Source organism: Ruegeria sp. HKCCD6157, assembly GCF_013110685.1.
Lineage (GTDB): Bacteria > Pseudomonadota > Alphaproteobacteria > Rhodobacterales > Rhodobacteraceae > Ruegeria.
Genome location: NZ_WVRB01000005.1, coordinates 21,317 through 44,159 on the forward strand (window position 1 = coordinate 21,317; position 22,843 = coordinate 44,159).

The window sequence follows — 22,843 nt, forward strand, 5'->3', positions numbered from 1 at the left end:
CGTGCAACCTCGGCCACTAATCCACCGCCTCGCGCATCCATTGCTGAAGCCGCGCGATGGAATGTTCCGACATCACCCCGCAGCCCGGATCCAGAACAAGCGGTCCGGGGCGATAGCCCCGCGACTTGAGCCCGCGATGAACGGATTCCACAAGGCGGATGTCTTCCTCGACCGTGGTTTCACGGTCCTGTACCGCCAGTTGCCGGATGACCGCACTGTCCGAGCCGCCCTCGGTGTACCAGCCGCGCCAGACGGTGCAGTGATCGGCATCAACCGCGCGCCAGTGATAGGTGTTCAGCACGTTGCCGGGATAACACTGGAACGAGAACATCGGCCACAGGAACCACGATTGGTAATCGCCCGCGTGCGGTACCGACAGGTCGATGGGGTAGGTCATCTTGTCGAGGCTCTGGCATTCCGTCGTGTGACGCAGGACGTAGCCGCCGCCCGCGTCCGGCTGAATGTCATAGGTCTCGGGTTTGACCACACCTTCGGCAAAGGTCGGGTGATTGGTCGGGCAGTGATAGCATTCCGAGTAGTTCTCGACACTGACCTTCCAGTTGCAGTTTTCGGGGATCTCGACCCATTCCAGCGGTTCCAGATCGTCGATATGCGGAACGAACGCGCGGATTTCCTCGCGCACGCCGGGGTACCATTCATCCATTGGCGTGGCGTCGTCATCGAGGTTGACGAAAATGAAACCGTTGAACACTTCGGTGCGCACCGAGGTCAGGCAAATGGCGCTGCGGTCGAACCCCGGGACGGATTTGATGTTGGGTCCGGCGCGCAATTGACCGGACAGCTCATAAGTCCAGGCGTGGTAGGGGCAGACGACGACACGCGTGTTGCCCGCGCCGGTGACCATTTCATGCGCGCGATGCTGGCAGACGTTATAGAATGTGCGGATTTCGCCGTCGCGGCCGCGAATGCAGAACAAGTTCTGGCCGGCGATCTCAAACGCAAAGTAGTCCCCCGTTTCCCGGACCTGCGCGACATGGCCCGCAAACTGCCACGTTCGGGACAGAAGCCCCTGCATTTCCTTCTCGAAAATAGCAGGATCGATATAGTATCGCGCGTCCAGTGAGTGGGTCAGGGGTGCGTTCATTCGGGCTCCTCCGCGTAGAGGCCAAGTTGGTGTCTGCGTTGGTGAAACCGTTCCACCCGCTCGACGATCTCATCGCTGGACACTGCGATCACGAAGGACAGCAGAGTTTCCAGCAAGGCAATCGTTGAAACGGAGGACGGAAAGAATTGCGGCGTGTCGGCGGCGACGACAAAACCATGATGGGCGTTCAGGATCACCGGGCTGGCCGGGCTGTCGGAAATACCGATGACGGTCAGACCCTGTTGACGAGCCAGCTTGATCGCCTCGATGACTTCGGTGCGATAGGGGTGGCAGGTGATCGCGATCAGCACGTCCTGTTCATCGGCCCAGGCCAGATCATCCACCGGGGTCGAGCCGGGGCGGGGAATCGCGTGGAACTGCTTCATCCCGGTTGACGCAAGATAAGTGAAATTGCGCGCGTTCGAGTTGTTGACGCCGACGCCCAGCGTGAAGATCTGGCGGCAATTCCAGATATCCTCGGCAGCGGCTTTCAGAGTTGCGGCATCGATCCCGGCAAAGGTTTCTTCGATATTGCGGATCGCCGCACCCACCATATCGGCATAAAGCCCACCCAGTTCCCCTGACTTGCCAATGTCCTGCAACCAGCGCGCGCGGTCTGGAAACGACACGTTGCCCCGTCGAATCGCTTCGCGGAAGGGGGCCCGGAAATCTTCATACCCTTCGAAGCCCACCTGCCGGGCCATGCGCACGAAAGTATTGGGTTTGACCTTGGCCGCCTCGGCAATCTCGCGCACGGTTGAAACCCCAACATCCGTTGGGTTTTCCAGCACGTACCGAGCGGCTTTCTGCGCCTCGGGGGTAAGGGCGTCCCACTCCTGGCTCAGGCGGTCCAGAACGATTGATGATACATTTGTGTCATTCATGATTGACGATGGTACATTTGTGGAATTAGCCTGTCGAGCAGAAACGCGACTCGGGAAGAGGAAAAATCATGTCCGAGAAGAATCTGCCGTCACACGCCCGCGTGGTCATCGTGGGCGGAGGTGTCATGGGGGTCGGTCTGGCCTATCATCTGGCGCATGAAGGGTGGGGCGCTGACACCGTCCTGCTGGAAAAGGCCGAGCTGACCAGCGGCAGCACCTGGCATGCAGCGGGACAGATCACGCATTCGACCTCAAGCTTTGGGCTGGGAAAATGCGTGGATTACAACATCGGGCTGTACTCCGGCCGGTTGGAGGCTGAAACCGGCCAACCGGTCACATGGCATGGCTGCGGTTCGTTCCGTCTGGCCTATACCGAGGATGAGATGGACTGGCTGCGCCACACCTTGTCGGTTGGTCGGTCTCTGGGCTTCAATATCGAGCTTGTCGGCCCCGAAAAGGTGGCTGAACTGCATCCGTTCTACAATCTCGAAGGTGTTCTGGGCGCGCTGCATACGCCGGATGACGGGCATGTGGACCCGACCAATGTGACCATGGCCATGGCCGCTGGAGCTCGGCAAAAAGGCGTTCGCATCTTTCGCAGCTGCCGTGCCACCAACATCACGCAGGCCGAGAATGGCGAATGGGTGGTTGAGACCGAGCAAGGCACCATCACCTGCGAGCATGTGGTGAATGCAGGCGGCACCTATGCAAGGCAAATGGGCGAGTGGTCGGGGCTGCAACTGCCGATGACCTCGATGACGCACCATTACTTCGTGACCGAACCGGTGCCTGAATTCCAGAACCTGGACACCGAACTGCCGGTGATCCGTGATGACCGCAAGGTCTCGGGCTATATCCGGATGGAGCAGCAGCGCGGTCTGATCGGGATTTACGAAAAAGAGAACCCGAACTCGGTCTGGCATGATCGCTGCCCATGGGAATACGAAAACTGGTTGTTCGACGCGGATTACGACCGGGTGATGCCGTGGCTTGAGGAAAGCCTGAACCGGATGCCGATCTTTGCCGAACTGGGCATTCAGCGCGACGTGCACGGGGCGATCTCGCACCCGCCGGATGGCAACCCTTTGATCGGACCAGCGCCGGGGGTTCGGAACTATTGGTGCTGTTGCGGGACGCAGATCGGCATCGGCTGGGGGCCGGGTCTGACCCGCGAACTGGCGCGGTGGATGGTGCATGGTGCTGCCGATATCTCGATGCGCGAATTCGATCCGCGCCGGTTCGGCAGCTATGCGACCAAGGATTGGCAGGTGATCAAGGCCGAGGAAGATTACTGCCTGCGCCATGAAATCCCCTTTCCGCATTTCAACCGTTTGGAGGGGCGACCGATCAAGCCGTCGCCGCTGCATGAGCTGCTGAAATCCAAGGGCGCGGTGCATGAAGAAGTGTATGGTTTCGAACGCCCCCGCTGGTTTGCGCGGGAAGGTGTGGAACAGCGCGATCACTACTCCTTCCGCCGCACCCCCGCCGACGACATGGTCGCGGCCGAGGTCAAGGCGGTGCGCGAGAGCGTCGGCATCATGGATGTCACCGCCTTCACCAAGGTCGAGGTTTCGGGGCCGGACGCCTATGCCCTGCTTGATCGGCTGACCGCCAACCGGATGCCGCAAAAGGTAGGCTCGATCACGCTGACCCATATGCTGAACTGCCGCGGCCGTATCGAATTGGAGACCACGATTGTCCGCATGGCCGACGACCGCTTCTATCTGGTTTGTGCGGCCTTCTTCGAACAGCGCCTGCTGGATCATCTGGCGCAGCAGCGCGCGAATGAGGATGTGCAGGTAAATGCCCTGTCCGCAGACTGGTCGGCCCTGTCGCTGAACGGTCCTCGATCGCGGGATGTGCTGGCGCGCTGTACCGATGCCGATCTGACCAATGCCGGGTTCCGCTGGCTTTCCGCGCAGGAAATCACCATCGCCGGTCACAAGGTCTGGGCCTTCCGCATGTCCTATGCCGGTGAACTGGGCTGGGAACTGCACATGCCGAACGCCGCCTGCCTCGACGTCTACAACGCGCTTTGGGCGGCAGGTGAGGCGCGTGGCATCACCGACTACGGCAGCTTTGCCATGAACGTGATGCGAATGGAGAAGGGCTTCAAAGGCGCGGGCGAGTTGACCAACGAGGTCACTCTGGCCGAGGCCGACGTGCTGCGTTTTGCGCGCACCGACAAGGATTATCTGGGCAAGGACAAGACGCTCAACACCGACCTGCCCTGGATCTGTGCCTATCTTTCAATTGAACCGGATGGAGAGATTGATGGGCATGGCGGAGAGGCGGTGCTGCTGGACGGGCGCGTCGTCGGGTCCACGGCGTCGGTCGCTTATGGCCACACCGTCGGCAAGATTTTGGCCTTTGCATACCTCAAACCCGAAGCGGCCAAGGCCGGGACACAGCTGGAGGTCGTGATCCATGGCCAACCCCGTGCCGCCCGTGTTCTGGACAAACCTGCTTACGACCCCGACAGTTTGCTGCCCCGCAGTGACGCCATACTGGAGACCGCTTGATGAGCCTGCCCGATACGATGAGAGCCATGGTCACAATGGGCCATGGTGGTCTGGAACAGATGGTGATGCAGGAAGACTGGCCGCGCCCCGAACCCGCGGCCGGTGAAGTTCTGATCAGGGTCGCAGCCTGCGGCCTGAACAATACCGACGTCAATACGCGGTCCGGCTGGTACTCCAAGACCGTCACGGATGCGACCACCGGTGGCGCATTCGAGGAAGTCGGTGAAGAAGACCCGACATGGGGCGGCAACCCGATCACCTTCCCGCGCATTCAAGGCGCAGATGTCTGCGGCCGTATCGTGGCCGTTGGCGAGGGCGTGGACAGCGCTCGTATAGGCGAGCGTGTCATCACGGATGGCTGGCTTCGAGATCCAGCTGATCCCGGCAACATGAACAAGACAGGGTATTTTGGTTCGGAACGCGATGGCGGGTTCGCCGAATATACTACGACTCTGGCGGTCAATGCGGTGCCGATCACTTCGGAACTGTCGGATGCCGAACTGGCCACATTCTCCTGTTCCTATTCTACCGCCGAAGGGATGCTGTCCCGTGCCAACGTGACGGAAAAAGACACCGTTCTTGTGCCCGGTGCCTCTGGCGGGGTGGGTGGTGCTTTGGTTCAATTGGCCAAACGCCGTGGCGCGCGTGTGATTGCAATGGCATCCGAATCCAAACACGCCGACGTCGCCGATCTTGGCCCCGATGTGATATTGCCCCGCACACCTGAAGATCTGCGGTCGGCGCTGGGCGACGAGAAGATCACCGTGGTCGCCGATGTGGTAGGTGGCCCTTACTGGCCGAACCTGATCGACGTACTGGAGCGCGGCGGGCGCTACACCTGTTCGGGGGCCATTGCAGGTCCGATGGTCGAACTTGACCTTCGGACGTTCTATCTGCGCGATCTGACCTTCACCGGTTCGACCGTGATCGGACCCGAGGTCATGAAGAACCTCGTGGCATATATTGAAGCCGGCGAAATCAAGCCAGCTCTGGCCGCAACCTATCCTTTGGAGGAGTTGCGGGAAGCGCAAGCGGCGTTCATCGCCAAACAGCATACCGGCAATATCGTGGTGGTGCCATGACGTTGGATGATGTTCTCGAGGCGGCCCGCCAATTGCATCAGGCGCATCCTGACCTTGCCGCGTTTGCATCATGGCCGGACGATCTGACGCCGACGGGTTTGCAGCCTGCTCACATTCCGGCGACCGATCTGTTGGGCGATTTTGGCCTTGATGGCGTGGCGCCAACCCGCGATCTGGTCGCGGCGATCAAGGCCAGCGCGCATCTGGCTCAATGGAAACACACATATACCGAAGAGGAAGTCGGTGCGGATTTCCTGAATCGGTACGGGTATTACGAACTGTTCGGACCGACCGGGCATTTCCACTCGACCCAATTGCGCGGCTACGTGGGATATTGGGGCGCGGGGCTGGATTATGACTGGCACAGCCATCAGGCGGAAGAGCTGTATCTGACCCTTGCGGGCGGAGCGGTTTTTCGCAGCGACGAGGATGAAACCTTCGTCGGCCCGAACCAGACACGACAGCACAAAAGCTGGCAAAGCCACGCCATGACAACGACGGACCAACCGATCCTGACCTTTGTCCTGTGGCGAGGCGAAGGGATGGGCGACCTGCCCAGAATGGACGCCGCATGAAAATCACCCGCATCCGAATTTACCAGACCGGGCTTCCCTATGTCGGCGGTACCTATGCCTGGGGTGCGGGAAACGCGATTGAAACGGCCATCGCATCGGTGGTGGTAATCGACACTGACGCGGGTTTGCGGGGCTGCGGTGAGTTCACGCCCTGTGGCGAAAACTACATGGTGGCCCATTCCGAAGGTGTGGCTGCGCTGGCGCGTCTTGTCGCCGGCAAACTGCTGGGCGAGGATCCGCGTCAGGTGGGGCGGATCGAGCACTTGATGGACCATCTGGTACAGGGGCATGGCTATGCCAAGGCTCCGTTCGATGCGGCATGCTGGGATATCCTGGGTCAGGCGTGTGATCAGCCGGTCTGGATGCTGTTGGGCGGCAAGCTGACGGATGGCGCGCCAATGTACCGGGTCGCTCCGCAGAAAGCGGTCGAGGAAACCGTGGCCGAGATGGACCGGTACCGGGAACAGGGTTATCGGCAGTTTCAGATCAAAGTGGGCAGCGACTGGGCCAGTGACATTGACCGGATACGCACCACTGTACCGTTGCTGAAACCCGGCGAGAAAGCCATGGCCGATGCAAATCAGGGCTGGCGCGTGGACGATGCGATCCGCATTGCACGCGAGACCCGGGATCTGGATTTCATTCTCGAACAACCTTGCCGCACGTATGAGGAATGCCAGCAAGTGCGCCGGATTGCCGAGCAGCCATTGAAGCTGGATGAATGCGTGACCGGGATCCATATGGCCCAGCGTATCGTCGCAGACCGGGGGGCAGAGATTTGTTGTCTCAAGATCTCGAACCTTGGCGGAATCAGCAAAGCCCGACGGGTACGGGATTACCTGATCGACAACCGCATCCCTGTGGTCAGCGAAGACACCTGGGGAGGAGAGATCACGTCTTCGGTTGTCGCCCATTTTGCGGCGTCGACCCCGCCTGAATACCTGCAGAACACCACGGATCTGATGAACTACAACACGCGATCCACGGGCGTCGGCGGTCCTGTCGTGAAAGACGGAAAGCTATATGCAACCAATTCGCCGGGATTGGGTGCAACCCCCGATTTTGAAAGCCTCGGCGCACCCGTGGCGGAGTATGCGCTATGAAGATTGAAACCATTACCGTTTTTCAGGTCGATTTGCCGCTCGAGCATCCCTATTGGCTTTCCGGGGGGCGCCTGAAGTTCGAAACGCTTGATGCGACGCTGGTCAGGCTCGAAACCGATACCGGTCTGATCGGCTGGGGCGAGGGCACGCCCTGGGGGCACACCTATGTACCTGCGCACGGGCCGGGCATCCGGGCCGGGATCGAAACGATGGCCGCTTTCATCCTGGGCCTTGATCCGCGTCGCGTGCTGGACGTGGAACGGGCCATGGATCTAGCCTTGCCCGGGCATCTATATGCCAAAAGCCCCATAGATATGGCCTGCTGGGATATTGCCGGTCAGGCGGCGGGTTTGCCGATTGCCGATCTGATGGGCGGCGGATCGCGGACACCGCGCCCGATCGCGTCCTCGGTCGGGGCAAAAACCGTCGAGGAAACACGCGAGGTCATGGAGCGGTATCGCAGGCGCGGCTATGTCGCGCATTCGGTGAAGATCGGCGGTGATGTCGAGCGGGACATTGCCCGAGTGCGGGATGTGGAAAGCATCCGGCAGCCCGGAGAGATTGTTCTTTATGATGTCAACCGTGGCTGGACGCGCCAGCAGGCCTTGCGGGTGATGAGCACCTGCGAAGACCTGAACGTGATGTTCGAGCAACCCTGCGAAACACTGGATGATATCGCGGCGATCTCGGGGCTTCATGCGTCCCCTGTGTCTGTGGACGAGTCCCTTGTGACCTTGCAGGATGCCGTCCGGATTGCCCACGATGGTCTGGCCCAGATATTCGGGATCAAGCTGAATCGCGTGGGTGGCCTGACCAAGGCCGCGCGGATGCGCGATATCGCGCTGGCCCATGGGATAGACATGTTCGTGATGGCCACCGGTGGAACGGTTCTGGCCGATACCGAGGCGCTGCATCTGGCCGCCACGATCCCAGATGACCGTTGCCACGCGGTTTGGGCCTGTCAGGACATGATCACGGTTGATGTTGCAGGTGGTCGAGGGCCCCGCAACGTCGATGGCCATCTGCATCTGCCCGAAGCGCCGGGGCTGGGCGTGCATCCGGACGAAGCCGCATTGGGTGATCCAGTAGGAGAATATGCTTGAGAATTGACAAGATAACACTCTGGTCCGTCGATCTGACAAGCCATGAAACCTATCACATGGCCGACGGCAAGACCTGCGCGACCGTGACGTCTCATATCCTGCGCCTTGAGACGGATACAGGTCTGACAGGTTGGGGCGAGGTCTGCCCGATCCCGCATTATCTGCCCGCCTATGCAAATGGAGTACCGGGGGCCATCGCTGAAATGGGTCCCGAGATTCTCGGGATTTCACCAATTGGGGTCGACGCACCGATGCGAAAGCTGGACGGGTTTCTGCAAGGCCACAGCTATGCGAAATCGATCGTCGACATTGCACTGTGGGATCTGTTCGGCCGCGCGGCGGGGGTGCCGGTTTACGCGTTGCTGGGCGGGCGGACACGGGCGGATATGCCGCTTTACCATTCGATCACATGTATCGCGCCGGACGAAATGGCGCGCATTGCCAAGGCAGCCTTCCAGACGGGCATTCGGCAATTCCAGGTCAAGCTGGGTGTCGAGGGTGATTGGCAAGCCGACGCCGAGCGGCTGATCAAAGTGCGCGAAGCCGTGGGAACCGGACCGCTTGTGTATGGCGACTGGAACTGCGGCGCATCGCGCCTTCAGGCAACGCGAACCGGGCGCGCAGTGGCGCATCTGGATATGATGCTGGAACAGCCCTGCAAAACACTGGAAGACTGCGCCGCTGTTCGTCAGTCGACGGGTCTGCCCATGAAGATCGACGAAAACGCCTTTGATCTTGCATCGCTGATGCGGGCGCATGAGTTGGGTTGCATGGACGCGGTGGCGCTGAAACTGTCGAAATTCGGCGGTCTTTCGGCAATGCGCCGCGCACGCGATCTGACCGTGCAGCTGGGTGCCGAGATTTGTGCAGAATGCACCTGGGGATCGGATATCGTAACGGCGGCTTCGCTGCATTTTGCGGCTTCGACCCCGCATGGATCGCTGATGAACACTTGCGACTTGTCCTCTTACGTTGCTCCGCGCCTGTGTCCTGACGCACCAAACCGTGAAAACGGCCGGATTGCACCGCCCGAAGGCCCGGGTTTAGGTGTAACACCTGACCTCGAAATTCTTGGTGCCCCGATTTTGGAGATTGATTGAGATGCTGAAGATCCAGACACAGTCCGAGTGGATAGCACGCGCACAAGAGGTTCTGCCAGCTGGCGGTTTCGGCAACTTCGATCCGGGCATCATCATCGCCCGTGGCGAGGGCAGCCATGTCTGGGACGAGGACGGGAACGAATATATCGACTATCTGATCGGGTCCGGTCCGATGTTGCTGGGCCATGGCCACCCCGAGGTGATGGAAGCGGTGCTGGAGCAACTGCCCAAAGGCATGACCTTCTTCGCCAACAACAGCAAAGGCATCGAACTGGCCGAGGCCATCATCGAAGCCGTCCCCTGTTGCGAGCAGGTGCGTTTCGTTGCCTCTGGGGGCGAAGCAGACATGTACGCCATGCGGCTGGCGCGCGCCTATACAGGGCGCGACAAGATCCTCAAGTTCGAAGGAGGGTATCACGGAATGAGCGCCGAGGCGCAGATGAGCCTGGCCCCCAGCCGCCGGGTCAATTTCCCGCAGGCCGTTCCCGACAGCGCGGGTATCCCCCAAAGCGTGGCCGAGCAGATGCTGATCGCGCCTTTCAATGATCTTGACGCGGTGGCGGCGCTGCTGGACGAACATGATGATGTCGCTGCGATCATGGTCGAACCCTTGCAGCGGATCATCCCGCCCGAGCCGGGGTTTTTGCAGGGCTTGCGGACCTTGTGCGACAAATTTGGTGTGCTGCTGATTTTTGATGAGATCGTCACCGGGTTCCGTCTGGCTTATGGCGGCGCACAAGAGCGATATGGCGTGACCCCGGATATCTGTACGCTTGGCAAGATCACCGGTGGTGGCTTCCCTCTGGCGGCACTGGGTGCCAGCACCGAGATCATGAAGCATTTTGACAAATCGAAGGTCGGAGACCAGGGCTGGCTGATGCAGTTGGGCACTTTGTCCGGCAACCCCATAGCCTCAGCGGCGGGGCTGAAGACGATGGAGGTTTTGCGGCGCGACGGCACCTATGAACACCTGCGCTCGATTGGGAGGCAGTTGCAGCAGATGCAATCGGACGCTTTGACTGAGGCGGGCATCGCCCATCGCATCTGCGGTGACGAGACCTTGTTCGACATTTATTTCACCAAGGCCGAATGTCGGGATTATCGCAGCGCAAACCATGATGATCCGCAGCGCAATGCAACTTACAATGCAACCTTGCGGGCGCACGGGGTCTTCAAGGCTCCGGGCAAACTGTACCCGTCGCTGGCGGTTACCGAAGCGGATCTGGAACAGACCAGTGAGGCCGTTCGTCACGCCGTTGACGCGATTTCCTGAAGGCGGGTCTGGCACAACGCAATCTGGCACAACGTAAACGGGTCGCTGTTGAACTCAACAGCGACCCGCTACCTTTGGAAGCCGGGGGTCAGCCTCGCCCCCTCGAATACTGATTAAAACACCGGCAATCTGAAAACTTTTCGATACTTTCGAGACTGGCCCGACTTCCTCTTCGGTATGTCACAGTAATGCCGGATCGCGCCGCCTGCTACAGTGATCAAGTTCACACTAAACAAATTTATTTTGATTTTTTCCATTCGAATAGATCAGGTCCCGCCTGTTCAAGCAGTTCAGCCGCCATCGCGCGGGCCATCTCGGGCCCATCCTCGACGGGGCCGGTCATATCCCTGCTGGCGGTTTCCGTTCCGTCCGGGCGCAGCACTTCGCCCCGCAACCTTAGGGTGTTGCCGTCAAGTTCGGCAAGGCCGGCGATCGGGGTTTCGCAGGACCCGTCCAGCGCGGCCAGCAATGTGCGTTCAGCCGCCAGACGCCATCCCGTTTCGGTGTGATGAATCGCGTCCAGCATTTCGGCCGCGCGCATGTCGTCGCTGCGCCGTTCGATGCCGATGGTGCCCTGCGCGATCGCTGGCAACATGTCGTCAGGGGAAATGGCGCTGGCCGGAACCTCATCCATTCCCAAACGGCGAATGCCTGCCATTGCCAGAAACGTGCAATCGGCAACCCCGTCTTCAAGCTTTTTCAGCCGTGTCTGCACGTTTCCGCGAAACTCGACCACTTTCAGATCCGGCCTCCGGTTCAGCAGCTGCGCCCGCCGCCGCAAGGACGAGGTGCCCACAACGGCGCCTTCGGGCAGATCGTGAATCGAGCCCAACCGCGGAGATATGAAGGCGTCGCGCACATCCTCGCGCGGCAGAAAGGTATCCAGGACCAGCCCTTCGGGTTGTTCAACGGGCATGTCCTTTGTTGAATGCACGGCGATGTCGATCTCGGCGCGCAGCATCGCCTCTTCGATTTCCTTGGTGAACAGGCCCTTGTTGCCGATTTCCTTCAGCGGTCGATCCGCGTCGATCATGGCGCGATTGTCACCGGTCGTCTTGATCACTACGATTTGGAACGCATCCTGTGGCAGATCGAACGCATCGCTCAGACGCTGTCGCGTTTCATAGGCCTGAGCCAGAGCCAGCGGCGAGCCACGAGTGCCGATTCTGAGGGGCGATGCGGGGGTGGGCAGGGTCAAAGTCATGTGCACAGCTTTAGTCGCGTCACATTGCCCTGACAATGGGGGCTGAGCTTGACAAATTGCCGCCGAAGGACGACCCGTTGCCAAAACCTGAATGCTGGGGACAAACATGGCCGAGACAAAGAAGCTGCTGCGGGCGCTGGCGGGCGAAGTACAGGATGTGCCGCCGATCTGGATGATGCGTCAGGCGGGTCGGTATTTGCCGGAATACCGGGCCACGCGTGCTCAGGCCGGAGATTTCCTGTCACTGTGCTACAATCCTGAACTGGCAGCGGAAGTTACCTTGCAGCCAATTCGGCGATATGGGTTCGATGCGGCGATCCTGTTTGCCGACATCCTTCTGGTGCCACAGGCGCTGGGGGCTGATCTTTGGTTCGTGACAGGTGAAGGCCCGCGTTTGTCCACCATCACGCAGCAGGCCGAGTTTGATGCGTTGAAGCCTGTTGACGCGATTCACGAGACATTGTCACCGGTTTACGAGACGGTGCGCATTCTTTCGCGGGAATTGCCGTCGGAAACCACCTTGATCGGATTCGCAGGTGCGCCGTGGACTGTGGCTACGTACATGATTGCAGGGCGCGGCACGCCGGATCAGGGTCCCGCGCATGCGCTGCGCGAAGGTGATACCGCTTTGTTCGAGGCGCTGTTGGACCGCATCACCGCGGCGACGATTGAATATCTGTCCGCTCAGATCGACGCCGGTGCCGAGGTGGTCAAGATATTTGACAGTTGGGCGGGGTCTTTGAAGGGCGAAGCTTTCCGAAAATACGCGGTCGAGCCGTGCCGGGTGATCACGCAGGCCATCAAGGAACGTCACCCCGGTATCCCCGTGATTGGATTTCCGCGGGAAGCAGGCGACGGGTATGTCGGGTTTGCAAGGTCGACCGGCGTGGATTGCGTGGCGCTGGACAATTCCGTGTCGCCCGAATGGGCGGCTGAGAACGTGCAGATTGATGGCTGTGTACAAGGCAATCTGGCGTCGTCGCACATGGTTACCGGCGGGCAGGCGCTGGTGGATGAGACCCGGCGCATCGTTGAGGCGTTTTCCACGGGGCCGCATATTTTCAACCTCGGCCATGGGATCACTCCGGATGCCGACCCGGACAACGTTCAGCTGATGATCGACACGGTGCGCGGCGGGTAGAACGCGTGGGAGGGGGCCAGCCCCCTCTTGGCCGCTGGCCAATTCACCCCCGGGATATTTCTGGCCAGATGAAGAGTGTGTCAGGTGCGTTCTGGCGCTTGGAGTTCGTTCAGGATCTCGGCGGTGTGTTGTCCGCGCGCCGGGCTGGGCTTTGGTTGCCACTGGTGTGTGGAGAAGCGTGGGGCGGCGGCGGCCTGTAGGGTGCCGTCAGTCTGGCGCCAGGATTGACGGGCTGCATTCATCGGGTGGGCTGTGGCCTCGTCGGGGCTGAGTACCGGTGCGACGCAGGCGTCTGACCCGTCGAACAGTTTGGCCCAATGGTCGCGCGGCCTGGACGAGAAGATTTCGACCAGGCGCTGGGTCAGGTCGGGCCAGAGCTTGCGGGTGTACTGCTGTTGGAATGCCCGGTCCCGGGACAGCCCCAGGATTTCAAGAAATCGGGCGTAGAATTTTGGTTCAAGGCATTGGACCGAAACAAATCCGCCGTCCGCGCAGGTGTAGGTTCGGCTCCAATGCGGACCGTCCAACAGGCTTTGGCCGCGGGTTTCAGACAGGTTTCCGGTTTGGCGCATAGTCATCAGAAGGTTCATCATATGGGCCGAGCCGTCGTAGATGGCGGCGTCGACCACGGTGCCTTTCCCGGTTCTTTGTGCGTTGATCAAACCTGCCAGGATGCCCGCGACAAGGTACATGGCGCCTCCGCCGATATCGCCGACCAGGGTTGCAGGGGTTTGAGGCGGCTGATCCGGGAGAGAGGCGTACCAGAGCGCACCGGACAAGGCGATGTAGTTCAGGTCATGCCCAGCCGTTTCGGCCAGCGGGCCATCCTGCCCCCAGCCTGTCATGCGGCCATATATCAGCTTTGGGTTGCGGGTCAGGCAAAGATCCGGGCCAAGTCCCAGCTTCTCCATCACGCCGGGGCGAAAGCCTTCGATCAGTGCGTCCGCCGTGTCAATCAGGCGGCGGGCGGTCGCCAGATCTTTGGGATCCTTCAGATCAAGCGCGATCGATCGTTTGCCGCGGTCCAGAAGCGAGCTGTCCGGCATGCCCGGTGTTACTGCCTGGCCTTTGCGGTGGATCGTGATGACGTCGGCGCCCAGATCGGCTAGCTGCATGGCGGCAAACGGGCCGGGGCCCAGCCCTTCGATTTCGACTATGCGTATTCCATTCAGCATCGGCGCCCTCCGTTTTGGCAGAGTTTGCGGGTGGGTTGACGGATTGCAAGTTGGAATTGAGCATGGTTCTGACAACCATTACAGAATGCGCAGCACGTTGCGCGAAATTGACCTGTTACAGGCTGGTTCCGCGCGATAGGGTCTCGGTCGGAACGGGGAACGGATATGACGACCATTTTGTCCATCAAAAACCTTCGCAAGTCTTACGCGGATGGGTTCGAGGCGCTGAAAGGTGTGTCTCTGGATATTGAAGAGGGTGAGATACTTGCGCTTCTGGGACCAAATGGCGCCGGAAAGACAACCCTGATTTCGACGATTTGCGGAATAACGGCTCCGACCTCGGGGGTGGTCACGGTTGGCGGACATGACACCCAGTCCGATTATCGCGCAGCGCGCAGGATGATAGGGCTTGTACCGCAAGAGATCGCGTTGGAACCGTTTGAAAAGGTCTGGAACACGGTCCGGTTGTCGCGTGGGCTGTTCGGTCTTGGCAAGGACAACGCGCGGATCGAAGAGATTCTGCGCAAGCTGTCTCTGTGGGACAAGCGCAACAACGCGATCAAGGAATTGTCCGGCGGCATGAAGCGGAGGGTGCTGATCGCCAAGGCCCTGGCCCATGAACCCCGGGTGCTTTTTCTGGACGAGCCGACTGCCGGAGTGGATGTCGAGTTGCGCAAGGACATGTGGGAGCTTGTGGCGGAACTGAAACGGGACGGTGTCACCATCATTCTGACCACACATTACATTGAAGAAGCAGAAGCGATTGCGGATCGTGTCGGCGTCATCGACAAGGGTGAGCTTTTGCTGGTGCAGGACAAAGACACACTCATGTCGCAGATGGGAAAAAAGCAGATCGAAGTCATGCTGACCGAACCCATCGACCGAATTCCCGATAGTCTGGTCAGCCACAATCTGGCCCTCAACGGCGCGGGTGATTGTCTGATCTATACCTACGATACCCATGCGGATCGTACCGGCATAACGACCTTGCTGAATGACGTGTCCGAGGCCGGGTTGGTGTTGCGCGACGTGCAGACTAGGCAATCAAGCCTGGAAGAGATTTTTGTCAATCTGGTATCTGGAGAGGCCGCATGAACTGGACCGCGATCGCTGCCATCTACCGGTTCGAAATGGCCCGTTTCTTTCGCACTCTGGCACAGAGCTTTCTGTCGCCGGTTCTGTCGACGTCGCTTTATTTTGTGGTTTTTGGCACCGCCATCGGCAGCCGTATCCAAGAGGTCGAGGGCGTTTCATACGGTGCGTTCATCGTGCCGGGGCTGATCATGTTGTCGGTGGTGATGCTGTCGATTTCGAACGCGTCGTTCGGAATTTACTTCCCCAAGTTTCTGGGCACCATCTACGAGCTGTTGTCCGCTCCGGTCAATTTCATCGAGATCGTGATCGGATATGTCGGAGCCGCCGCAACCAAGGCGTTGTTCGTGGGGTTGGTGATATTGGTCACCGCGACGTTTTTCGTCGATATTCGGATCGAGCATCCATTCGCCATGGCAGCGTTTCTGATCCTGTCCTGTCTCAGCTTTTCGTTGCTGGGATTCATCATCGGCATCTGGGCCAGCAACTTCGAGCAGATGTCGCTGGTGCCGCAGTTGGTGGTGACGCCACTGATCTTTCTGGGGGGTACGTTTTATTCGATCTCGATGCTGCCGCCATTGTGGCAGACCATCACGCTGTTCAATCCCGTGGTCTATCTGATTTCGGGTTTCCGCTGGTCCTTTTACGGGCTGGCAGATGTGCCGATCGTTTTCAGCCTTCTTGCCATTGTCGCGTTTACAGCTCTGTGCTTGGCGGTTATCGGCTGGATATTCAAAACCGGCTGGCGCATTCGCAGCTGACCCTCGCCAAGGCGTTGCATTTTTGCCCATCGGGTGTGTGAATTTGGTTCACGTCGCGTTTAACGCCGGCAGAGTCCCTTGTTTACGGGTTGGGGGCACTCTACATCGGCACCCATGAAGCTCAGCCTGCCGTTCGTAAAAAAGCACCCTTGCGTGGCCGTTGTCCGTTTGTCCGGTTCCATTGGAATGGCGGGGCGTGGGGCGCTGAACGACACAACCCTGGCCCCGGTTCTCGACAAGGCGTTTCGAAAGGGTAAACCTGCGGCTGTCGCGCTCGAGATCAACTCTCCGGGCGGGTCGCCTGTACAAAGCTCTTTGATTGGCGCCCGAATTCGGCGCTTGTCGGAAGAGCTGGACGTGCCCGTGATCGGGTTTGTCGAAGATGTTGCGGCATCCGGAGGGTATTGGCTGGCGGCCGCCGCGGATGAGATCTGGGCCGACGACAGTTCGGTTCTTGGCTCGATCGGAGTCATTTCGGCAGGTTTTGGCGCGCATGTTTTCCTGGCGCGGCAGGGGTTCGAGCGGCGCGTCCATACAGCGGGCAAATCGAAATCGATGCTGGATCCCTTTTCGCCGGAAAAGAAAGAGGATGTGGCGCGCTTGCAAGGGCTGCTGGGTGACATCCACGAAAACTTCATCGCGCATGTCAAAGCCCGCCGAGGTGACAAGCTGGATCACAGTGCCGATCTGTTCACGGGTGAAGTCTGGCTGGCGCGTCGCGCGCATGAACTGGGTTTGATCGATGGTATCGCCCATCTGAAACCCAAAATGCAGGAACGCTTTGGCGACAAGGTCAAGTTCCGCCGTTATGGCTTGCGCAAACCAATCTGGTCGCGGTTCGGGGCCAACCTGGCACAGGATGCCATCGCCGGATTAGAGGAGCGTGCGGCCTACGCGCGTTTTGGTTTGTGACGTGATCATCAAGGCTGTCACACTTTTTCTGATTGGCATGGGTGTCCTGGCGATGTTCGGCAAACTGCGCTTTCCGGGGCAGAAGAAACTGAGTTCCGCCAAGTGTCCGCGCTGCGGACGGTTTCGCATAGGCAAAGGCCCCTGCGCCTGCGAAAAAGGAGGTCGGACTTGATCACCACTTGGCTGCTGTCTGGTCTTGGGCTGTTGATCCTGCTGCTTGCAGGCGATGCGCTTGTGCGCGGTGCTGTAAACCTGAGCCTGCGTCTGGGTGTTCCGGCGTTGATCGTCAGCCTTACGATTGTGGCCTTCGGCACGTCTGCGCCCGAGTTGCTGATCGCCATCAGCGCATTGAAAGAGAACGCGCCCGGTATTGCGCTGGGCAACGTTGTCGGATCGAACACGGCCAACATCCTGTTGGTTCTTGGACTGCCCGCATTGCTGGCAACGCTTCACACAAGTGAATGTGACAGCCGCAGGAATTACGTCTTCATGCTGATGGCGACGGTTCTGTTCATCGGGCTGGCTTTTTGCGGAACATTCACCTTCTTCAGCGGTCTGATCCTGCTGGCGGCGTTGAGTCTTGTCCTGATGACTGCCTTTCGTGAGGCAAAAGCACATCGCAAGGCCTGCGGTGAGGCTTGCGCGGATGACGACGAGCTTGAAGGCTTGGAGGAAGCCGACCCTGACATGCCGTACTGGAAGGTATCGATTTACCTGATCCTGGGGTTGGTGGGGCTTCCGATGGGTGCGCACTTGCTTGTCGACAACGCGACCGTCATCGCAAGAACCTATGGGGTCAGCGAAACGGTCATCGGCCTGACCCTGATAGCGGTTGGAACCTCTTTGCCCGAACTGGCGACGACGCTTATGGCGGCATTGCGCAGACAGGCCGATGTTGCGCTGGGAAACGTGATCGGTTCGAACATGTTCAACCTTCTGGCCATCATCGGGATCGCAACCTGGTTCGGCCGTATTCCGGTCGATCCGGAATTCCTTCGATTCGATCTGTGGGTCATGCTGGGCGCATCGCTGCTGCTGGTTCCGTTTGTATTCCTCAAACGCGACATCTCGCGCGTCTGGGGGTTGGTGTTGACTTTCCTTTATGTGCTTTATGTCATCGTACTGCTGGTGTGATCTGACCAAACGAGGTGAAGCATGACCCGAGCCCTAGTCACCGGCGCCGGTATTCGTCTGGGCCGGGCCATGGCACTGTATCTGGCAGATCGAGGTTTCGATGTGGCCGTGCATTACGTCTCATCCGAAGGCCCGGCGCAGGAGACGGCGGCAGAGGTACAGGCCCTGGGCCGAAAATCCGTGACCCTGAAGGCCGATCTGCTGGACGAAGCTCAGGTTCAGGGGCTGCTGCCCAAAGCGGCCGAGGCGCTGGGCGGGCCGATCACGTTTCTGGTGAACAACGCATCGATCTTCGAATACGACAACATCCGCACGGCAACCCGGCAAAGCTGGGATCGACATCTCGACAGCAACCTGCGCGCGCCCTTTGTGCTGACGCAGGCCATGGCAGGTCAGGGGCTGAGTGCTGGAACAGATGAAAATGGCGAACCGCTTGCAACCGGCCTTATCGTCAACATGGTGGACATGCGCGTGCGTAAACTGACGCCCGAGTTCATGTCATACACCATCGCAAAAATGGGTTTGTGGGCACTGACCCGAACGGCGGCGCAGGCGTTGTCTCCGACGATCCGTGTCAATGCGATCGGGCCCGGCCCAACGATGCAAGGCCACCGCCAAAGCCAAGAGCATTTCCAGGCACAGCGTTCAAATACCGTTCTGGAGCGGGGATCCAACCCGTCTGACATAACCGCTGCGCTTGGGTACTTTCTGGATGCACACGCGGTCACTGGACAGCTGTTATGCGTGGACGGCGGTCAGCATCTGGGTTGGAAAACTCCGGATGTTCTGGGTGTAGAATAAGTAATTCTGCTGCAAGTTTTGCACCGCTCGCAATTGTGTTACACGCGCGTTACAAAAATGTCTTTTTTTTCATACACTTGCTAAGTATACAAAAAAATAACATTTAAAAACAAGTACTTGATAAGTTGCCTATTTTTTGTGCAAGTAAAGGAAAAGGCAAGGAAACAAGGGGATTTCCGATCTTCCGGAATTTTATCTTCACACTTATCCACAGAAACAGTGGATTTGTTTTCTCTTGATCTGGAAGGCGTGAGATTGCAGCCATTGCCAGAGAATCATATCTCAGGATCATGACCACCGACAGCGAATCATCCCCCACCGGCTATGCCTGCATTCAGCGCTATGTAAAAACGCTGGACAGTTCTCCGGGCGTTTACCGCATGCTCGATGCAGACAGCCGGGTTCTGTATGTCGGCAAAGCCCGAAATCTCAGGGCACGGGTGTCGAATTACACACGGCCGGGTCATTCGGGGCGGATCGAAAAGATGATCGCCGCGACGGCCTCGATGATGTTCCTGACCACGCGAACCGAGACCGAGGCCCTGCTGCTGGAGCAGAACCTGATCAAGCAGCTCAAACCTAAGTACAATGTACTGTTGCGGGATGACAAAAGCTTTCCGAACATACTGGTCGCCAAGGATCATGACTTTCCGCAGATCAAGAAACACCGAGGGGCGAAGAAGGAAAAAGGTGCCTATTTCGGCCCCTTCGCCAGTGCCGGTGCGGTGAACCGGACGCTGAACCAGTTGCAAAAAGCGTTCCTGCTGCGCAACTGCTCGGATTCGATGTTCGACAGCCGAACGCGGCCATGCCTTCTGTATCAGATCAAGCGGTGTTCCGGGCCGTGTGTCGGCCTGATCTCAGAGCAGGATTACCGTGAAAGCGTGAAGGACGCCGAACGCTTCCTGTCGGGCCGCTCGACCAAGGTGCAAGAGGAACTGGCCGAGCAGATGATGGCCGCATCCGAGGCGATGGAGTTCGAACGTGCCGCCGGTCTGCGTGACCGCATCCGGGCTCTGACGCAGGTGCAGACCTCTCAGGGCATCAACCCGCGCGGTGTGGCCGAGGCGGACGTGATCGGCCTGTATATGGACAGCGGTCAGGCCTGCGTGCAGGTGTTTTTCATCCGTGCGAACCAGAACTGGGGCAACAAGGATTTCTATCCCCGCGTCGGCCCGGATGTTTCACCTGCCGAGGTGATGGAGGCCTTTCTGGGCCAGTTCTACGACAACAAGGAACCGCCGCGTCAGCTGATCCTGTCGGACGGAATCGAAAACGTGGATCTGATGCAGGATGCGCTGTCTGAGAAAGCCGGGCGCAAGGTCGAAATCCTTGTGCCGCAGCGTGGCGAAAAACAGGAACTTGTTGCCGGTGCCTTGCGCAACGCGCGCGAGGCTTTGGCCCGCCGCATGTCGGAAAGTGCCACGCAGGCCAAGTTGCTGCGCGGGCTGGCCGAGGCGTTCGATCTGGATGGTCCGCCGGGACGGATCGAAGTCTATGACAACTCTCATATTCAGGGCACCAATGCTGTCGGCGGCATGATCGTGGCCGGCCCCGAGGGGTTCATGAAGAACGCTTACCGCAAGTTCAACATCCGCGGAGACGACCTGACACCGGGTGACGATTTCGGCATGATGAAAGAGGTGCTGAACCGCCGCTTCACCAGACTGCAAAAGGAAGACCCGGACCGCGACAAAGGGTTGTGGCCCGATCTGTTGCTGATTGATGGCGGCGCCGGGCAGGTAAGCGCGGTGCATCAGATCATGGTCGAACATGGGGTCGAAGACATTCCCATGGTCGGCGTCGCCAAGGGGGTCGACCGCGACCACGGCAAGGAAGAATTCCACCGGATCGGCCAGCGCCCCTTTGCGCTGAAACGCAACGACCCTGTGTTGTATTTCATTCAACGTCTCAGAGACGAAGCGCACCGGTTCGCCATCGGCACCCATCGTGCGAAACGCGCCAAGGCCGTGGGTGCAACGCCGTTGGATGAAATCCCAGGGGTAGGTGCCGCGCGCAAGCGTGCTCTGTTGACCCATTTCGGCAGCGCCAAAGCCGTCAGCCGGGCCAATCTGGCCGATCTGAAAGCGGTCGAAGGGATCTCGGCGGGGTTGGCGCAGAAGGTTTACGATTTCTTCCACGACAAGGGCTAGGCCTGCCGGCCCCGCCAGAGGATGTAAAGACCCGACGCGACGATCAGCGCGCTGCCGATCCACATGTTGGGATCCAGCTTCTCACCAAACATGGCTATGCCAAGCCCGATGCCGAACAACAGCCGGGTGTATCTGAACGGGGTCACGGCGGACACTTCGCCTGTGCGCATCGCCTTCATCAGTGACGCATAGGCCAATACGCCCATCAGCACCGCACCGATCAGATGCAGGCTGGTGTGAAGGCCGACCGGTGCAATCGGCGCGCCCTCCCAGAACCGATAGGCCACGCCGGCCACGATGATGCTGAGGAAGCCGTAGAACCCCAGGACTTCGGTTCCAAGCGTGGCAGGTGCTGCGCGGCTGGCCAGATCACGTCCGGCAAATCCCAGCATTCCCAGCACCGCCAGTATCGACAGCAGCGAAAAGCTGTCTCCGGTGGGTTGCAGGATGACGACAACGCCGATCATGCCGACAAAGATTGCGCTCCAACGCCGCCAACCGACTGTCTCGCCAAAGAACAACGCGGCGCCTGCAACAACGACCAGAGGCGTGGCTTGCAGAATCACCGTGGCCGAAGACAACGGCGTCAGTGCGATGGCCAGAACATAGAACAACCGACCAAAGACCTCGAACAGCACCCGAATTTTCATCGGGCGGGACAGAACGTCAGGTTGCAGCAGCCGCTGCCCACGGGCCCGGGCCACCGCAGCGAAAATCACCGACCCGCCCGCGCCGAAAAGAACCAGGACCTGCCAGATCGGCAGCGCGGCTGAGGCTGCCTTCAGCAACGCATCCTCCAGCGCAAAACCGGCCATCGCGGCGACCATCCAGAGGCTGCCGATCATGTTCGACCGTGTGTCGGTTTGAATATGCGCTGTCATCTGGTGCTTTCCGGCTGGGCTTGCGCGGCAATCTGACCGCAAAGCCGGGAAAGGCCAAGAGGTACTGTTCTGAGACGTCGGGCCTGCGGCGCTTTGACCAAGCGTTTGTGAGTGATGCAGTTTTTTGTCTGATTGGCTTTTCTGTCCCGGACCGGCGATATAGGGTCCAAGCCATGAAGTGGAATTTGCCTAATCTCCTGACCGTCCTGCGCCTGCTGGCCGCGCCCGGGCTGGCAGTCATGTTTCTGTATTTCACCCGTCCCTATGCGGACTGGTTTGCACTGATCCTGTTCCTGTCAGCGGCGATTACCGATTGGTTCGATGGGTATCTGGCCCGCGCATGGAAGCAGGAGACCAAGATCGGAGCGATGCTGGATCCGATCGCCGACAAGGCCATGGTGGTGATCGCGCTTATGATCCTTGTGGGCTATTCGACCGAGCACTGGACGCCGTGGCTTGTCCTTCCTGCAACCGTGATCCTGTTTCGCGAAGTCTTTGTCTCGGGCCTGCGGGAATATCTGGGCGATGTGGCCGGGACGCTCAAAGTCACCAAACTGGCCAAATGGAAGACCACGGCCCAGATGATCGCCATCGCGGTACTGTTTTCGCAGGGTATCTTCGAGCACTATGCCGTGATGGCGAGTTTTGGCATGGATGCCGAGCTGGTCGAGCAGATCATTGCGGGTCAGGTCGAAGACGTGAACCATCTGCGCCTGAATGTCGATGGCATGTACTGGGCGGGTCAGGTCGGGCTGTGGCTGCTGTGGATTGCGGCAACGCTTACATTGATCACCGGTTATGACTATCTACGTAAAGCCATGCCTCATCTGAAGGAGAGCTAA

Annotated in this window: 20 protein-coding genes; 15 read left to right on the forward strand and 5 right to left on the reverse strand. The window is 59.4% G+C overall.

Going from position 1 to position 22,843, the window contains the following annotated elements; translation table 11 throughout:
• Nucleotides 1–16: 16 nt before the first annotated feature.
• Nucleotides 17–1,105 carry an aromatic ring-hydroxylating dioxygenase subunit alpha gene (locus GS612_RS15170; RefSeq protein WP_171641478.1) on the reverse strand — a complete coding sequence of 363 codons (1,089 nt, stop codon included), beginning with the start codon at nt 1,103–1,105 and terminating at the stop codon, nt 17–19.
• Complete coding sequence (locus GS612_RS15175) at nt 1,102–1,989, reverse strand: MurR/RpiR family transcriptional regulator (RefSeq protein WP_152456722.1); 888 nt, start codon at nt 1,987–1,989, stop codon at nt 1,102–1,104. Before GS612_RS15175 ends, GS612_RS15170 begins: the two co-directional genes overlap by 4 nt.
• Nucleotides 1,990–2,057: 68 nt before the next feature.
• Between GS612_RS15175 and GS612_RS15180 the strand changes: the two genes are divergently transcribed.
• The 7 genes from GS612_RS15180 to GS612_RS15210 are packed head-to-tail and all read left to right on the forward strand — an operon-like array spanning nt 2,058 to nt 10,747.
• Entirely contained in the window at nt 2,058–4,511 is a 2,454-nt protein-coding gene (locus GS612_RS15180; protein ID WP_171641480.1) for an FAD-dependent oxidoreductase, read from the forward strand.
• Nucleotides 4,511–5,593, forward strand: a complete 1,083-nt coding sequence (locus GS612_RS15185) for an alcohol dehydrogenase family protein (RefSeq protein ID WP_253283968.1) — start codon at nt 4,511–4,513, stop codon at nt 5,591–5,593. The genes GS612_RS15180 and GS612_RS15185 overlap by 1 nt, the downstream gene beginning before the upstream one ends.
• Nucleotides 5,590–6,168 carry a dimethylsulfonioproprionate lyase family protein gene (locus GS612_RS15190; protein WP_171641482.1) on the forward strand — a complete coding sequence of 193 codons (579 nt, stop codon included), beginning with the start codon at nt 5,590–5,592 and terminating at the stop codon, nt 6,166–6,168. The genes GS612_RS15185 and GS612_RS15190 overlap by 4 nt, the downstream gene beginning before the upstream one ends.
• Nucleotides 6,165–7,271: a mandelate racemase/muconate lactonizing enzyme family protein gene (locus GS612_RS15195; RefSeq protein ID WP_171641484.1), complete on the forward strand. Its 1,107-nt coding sequence runs from the start codon at nt 6,165–6,167 to the stop codon at nt 7,269–7,271. Before GS612_RS15190 ends, GS612_RS15195 begins: the two co-directional genes overlap by 4 nt.
• Nucleotides 7,268–8,374, forward strand: a complete 1,107-nt coding sequence (locus GS612_RS15200) for a mandelate racemase/muconate lactonizing enzyme family protein (protein ID WP_171641486.1) — start codon at nt 7,268–7,270, stop codon at nt 8,372–8,374. Before GS612_RS15195 ends, GS612_RS15200 begins: the two co-directional genes overlap by 4 nt.
• The gene (locus GS612_RS15205) at nt 8,371–9,474 is read left to right on the forward strand and encodes a mandelate racemase/muconate lactonizing enzyme family protein (RefSeq protein ID WP_171641488.1); all 1,104 of its coding nucleotides are present in this window, start codon (nt 8,371–8,373) and stop codon (nt 9,472–9,474) included. The genes GS612_RS15200 and GS612_RS15205 overlap by 4 nt, the downstream gene beginning before the upstream one ends.
• A 1-nt stretch (nt 9,475) precedes the next feature.
• Nucleotides 9,476–10,747: an aspartate aminotransferase family protein gene (locus GS612_RS15210; RefSeq protein WP_171641490.1), complete on the forward strand. Its 1,272-nt coding sequence runs from the start codon at nt 9,476–9,478 to the stop codon at nt 10,745–10,747.
• 238 nt (nt 10,748–10,985) lie between these two features.
• Here GS612_RS15210 and hemC read toward each other — a convergent pair whose 3' ends face one another.
• Nucleotides 10,986–11,951, reverse strand: a complete 966-nt coding sequence (gene hemC / locus GS612_RS15215) for a hydroxymethylbilane synthase (RefSeq protein ID WP_171641492.1) — start codon at nt 11,949–11,951, stop codon at nt 10,986–10,988.
• Nucleotides 11,952–12,057: 106 nt separating this feature from the next.
• On the opposite strand from hemC, the gene hemE reads away from it, so the two are divergent.
• The gene (gene hemE, locus GS612_RS15220; RefSeq protein WP_171233206.1) at nt 12,058–13,092 is read left to right on the forward strand and encodes a uroporphyrinogen decarboxylase; all 1,035 of its coding nucleotides are present in this window, start codon (nt 12,058–12,060) and stop codon (nt 13,090–13,092) included.
• A gap of 80 nt (nt 13,093–13,172) precedes the next feature.
• On the opposite strand, the gene GS612_RS15225 is transcribed toward hemE, so the two are convergent.
• Nucleotides 13,173–14,267: a CaiB/BaiF CoA-transferase family protein gene (locus tag GS612_RS15225; RefSeq protein ID WP_171641494.1), complete on the reverse strand. Its 1,095-nt coding sequence runs from the start codon at nt 14,265–14,267 to the stop codon at nt 13,173–13,175.
• A gap of 165 nt (nt 14,268–14,432) precedes the next feature.
• Here GS612_RS15225 and GS612_RS15230 point away from each other — a divergent pair, with 165 nt between their 5' ends.
• From GS612_RS15230 to uvrC, 6 genes are all read left to right on the forward strand, one after another.
• Nucleotides 14,433–15,362: an ABC transporter ATP-binding protein gene (locus GS612_RS15230; protein WP_171641495.1), complete on the forward strand. Its 930-nt coding sequence runs from the start codon at nt 14,433–14,435 to the stop codon at nt 15,360–15,362.
• Complete coding sequence (locus GS612_RS15235) at nt 15,359–16,120, forward strand: ABC transporter permease (protein ID WP_152456733.1); 762 nt, start codon at nt 15,359–15,361, stop codon at nt 16,118–16,120. Before GS612_RS15230 ends, GS612_RS15235 begins: the two co-directional genes overlap by 4 nt.
• Nucleotides 16,121–16,234: 114 nt before the next feature.
• On the forward strand, nt 16,235–17,032 hold the full coding sequence (locus GS612_RS15240; RefSeq protein ID WP_171641497.1) for a S49 family peptidase: 798 nt from the start codon (nt 16,235–16,237) through the stop codon (nt 17,030–17,032).
• Nucleotides 17,033–17,203: 171 nt separating this feature from the next.
• On the forward strand, nt 17,204–18,166 hold the full coding sequence (locus GS612_RS15245) for a calcium/sodium antiporter (protein ID WP_171641760.1): 963 nt from the start codon (nt 17,204–17,206) through the stop codon (nt 18,164–18,166).
• A gap of 21 nt (nt 18,167–18,187) precedes the next feature.
• Nucleotides 18,188–18,967 (forward strand): SDR family oxidoreductase, encoded by a 780-nt coding sequence (locus tag GS612_RS15250; RefSeq protein WP_171641499.1) that lies wholly within the window; start codon nt 18,188–18,190, stop codon nt 18,965–18,967.
• A gap of 290 nt (nt 18,968–19,257) precedes the next feature.
• Nucleotides 19,258–21,120 (forward strand): excinuclease ABC subunit UvrC, encoded by a 1,863-nt coding sequence (gene uvrC / locus GS612_RS15255; protein ID WP_171331420.1) that lies wholly within the window; start codon nt 19,258–19,260, stop codon nt 21,118–21,120.
• On the opposite strand, the gene GS612_RS15260 is transcribed toward uvrC, so the two are convergent.
• Entirely contained in the window at nt 21,117–22,001 is an 885-nt protein-coding gene (locus GS612_RS15260) for a DMT family transporter (RefSeq protein ID WP_171641501.1), read from the reverse strand. The genes uvrC and GS612_RS15260 overlap by 4 nt on opposite strands.
• A 173-nt stretch (nt 22,002–22,174) precedes the next feature.
• On the opposite strand from GS612_RS15260, the gene pgsA reads away from it, so the two are divergent.
• Entirely contained in the window at nt 22,175–22,843 is a 669-nt protein-coding gene (pgsA, locus tag GS612_RS15265) for a CDP-diacylglycerol--glycerol-3-phosphate 3-phosphatidyltransferase (protein WP_171641503.1), read from the forward strand.